Below are 1,909 nucleotides of genomic sequence, written 5' to 3'. Positions count from 1 at the left end.
CTGCCCCTTGAACACTGGCACGCATGGCTGCAAGACCCCACGCTCGCCGACGCAATCCTCGACCGCCTCGTCCATCAAGCTCACAAGCTTGCATTGAAGGGCGATTCGATGCGAAAGAAGAACGCTCCTGATCAAAAAGTAGCCTGATCTCGAACACTCGCAGTACAATCTAAGCACTACGCAGCACCTCCCTCCTGGCCTGTTCGACTTCATCGAAACGGGCGTTCAACTTCCCCGAAATACGCACTGGGATGCGCTGTCGCGATGATTGACGACTACCCGGTACCCTTGTTCGGCCAGACTCATCGCGACAGCCGCACCAATGCCGCGGCTGGCTCCCGTGATTAGCGCGATTGGCACGAGATCACCTCCACTTTGCCATTCCTTGGATAACGGCCATGGCCGGCCGCGTGTGCGATCAGTTCAATCGTGTGCATGCGCGAAGTCACTCCTCTTTCGGCCTAAGGTTGAGCGTGAAGTCCAGGTGTTTCCTCGCCGGAAACACGGCCCGTCGATGTTCCCTGCGAAGCACCCATTCTTGCTCAGAGCGTCCGTTCGATCCATAATCAATCGACCAAATTTCCTATCGCATCGTACATATTTACTATGGATCCGCTGTCCGACGTGTTCTCCCTGCTAAAGGTCAAGAGTGTCCTTTCGGCGCGCTTCGAGGCTGCTGAACCTTGGGCCTTAAAATTTGCTGCCTATCGTCATATCAAATTTGTTGGCGTCATCAAGGGCGATAGATGGGTGTGGATCGAGGGCGTTACCGAGCCCGCGAAAATGCAGGAGGGAGATTTTTGTCTGCTCACTGACGGATCTCCCTATTGTTTCGCCAGCGATCCCGGCGTCATGCCGTACGACGGAGAGCGGGTACTTGCCAATAACCTGGAGGCGGACGGAATTGTTCGCTACGGGCAGGGAGAAATGCGCGCGATGAGCGTTGGAGGATTGTTCGAGTTCGACGGTGACATGAGTGGGCTGCTGCTTAATTTGCTGCCCCCGCTGGTTCTCGTGTCCGCTGATTCTCCGGATGCCAGATCGTTAAGCGCGGCCCTCGAATTAATCAGGGCGGAGACAGAGTCGGTTCGGCCCGGAGCGGCGGCGATGGCGGGTAGCGTCGCGAACATCGTGCTGGTGAACATTCTGCGGGCGCATCTTGCCGCCAATCCTGGATCGGCGGGCTGGCTAGGCGCGTTGTCGGATCCACGGATCGGCTCAGCGTTAAGGATGGTGCATGGAGAAATAGCGCGTCGTTGGAAGGTGGAGGAACTGGCGTCAAGGGTCGGCATGTCACGCACCGCGTTCATTGAGCGCTTCAAGGATCTCGTGGGCTTGCCTCCAGTGGAATATCTGATCCGCTGGCGCATGACGATCGCCAGGGATGCCTTGAAAACAGGTAACGACAATCTCTCGAGCATCGCCGCGGCCGTCGGCTACGCGTCCGAAACCACGTTTAGCTCGACTTTCAAAAGGATGTTTGGTCAGAGTCCCAGCCGGTATCGCTCGGAAGCACGAAGCAAGGTTTGAATGCCACGTGCAGAGATTTCACGCTGATAGCCACCACACGACTGGATGGACCCGGCAAGCATCGGACTTGTTAATCTACGAATAGTAGGCCGCCGCAAGCGTGTGACCGATTTACGGCGATTCAGGGACGCTGGAAGTGTCTGAATTTTTGTGTGCAAGGCAGATAAAAACCTGCCGTCTGGCAGGTCATCAATTGCATTCTACAAATGATTCCTGGTGAAGCGATCCTCGTAGAGGATCGCGAACTGGTTCATCGCGGCTTTCCAGTCATGTGCGGCACGGCTCCAGTCAGCCGTGATATTGCGCAAGGCCAGCCACAGCAGTTTGGTCGCGGCCTCGTCCGTGGGGAAGTGCCCACGCGTCTTGACGATCTTGCGTA

The 1,909-nt window shown here is 56.6% G+C and carries 3 protein-coding genes and 1 pseudogene; 2 read left to right on the top strand and 2 right to left on the bottom strand.

All coding sequences use genetic code 11. The features are described 5' to 3' along the window. The coding region (locus tag M3I56_RS40435; RefSeq protein WP_254357844.1) for an ATP-binding protein at nucleotides 1–147 on the top strand (147 nt) is incomplete at its 5' end. A 78-nt stretch (nucleotides 148–225) separates the two neighbouring features. On the opposite strand, the gene M3I56_RS40430 is transcribed toward M3I56_RS40435, so the two are convergent. Continuing rightward, entirely contained in the window at nucleotides 226–360 is a 135-nt protein-coding gene (locus M3I56_RS40430; RefSeq protein WP_254358635.1) for an SDR family NAD(P)-dependent oxidoreductase, read from the bottom strand. A 246-nt stretch (nucleotides 361–606) separates the two neighbouring features. Between M3I56_RS40430 and M3I56_RS40425 the strand changes: the two genes are divergently transcribed. After that, nucleotides 607–1,530, top strand: coding sequence for an AraC family transcriptional regulator (locus tag M3I56_RS40425; RefSeq protein ID WP_254358633.1), 924 nt, complete (start codon nucleotides 607–609; stop codon nucleotides 1,528–1,530). 200 nt (nucleotides 1,531–1,730) lie between these two features. On the opposite strand, the pseudogene M3I56_RS40420 reads toward M3I56_RS40425, so the two are convergent. Continuing rightward, nucleotides 1,731–1,909: pseudogene (locus M3I56_RS40420) on the bottom strand (IS256 family transposase); the annotation flags it as partial.

Origin of the sequence: Paraburkholderia sp. CNPSo 3281 (assembly GCF_024206515.1) — a bacterium.
GTDB lineage: Bacteria > Pseudomonadota > Gammaproteobacteria > Burkholderiales > Burkholderiaceae > Paraburkholderia > Paraburkholderia nodosa.
The sequence above is the reverse complement of the archived record's forward strand: the minus strand, read 5'-3'. Positions and strand labels throughout refer to the sequence as shown.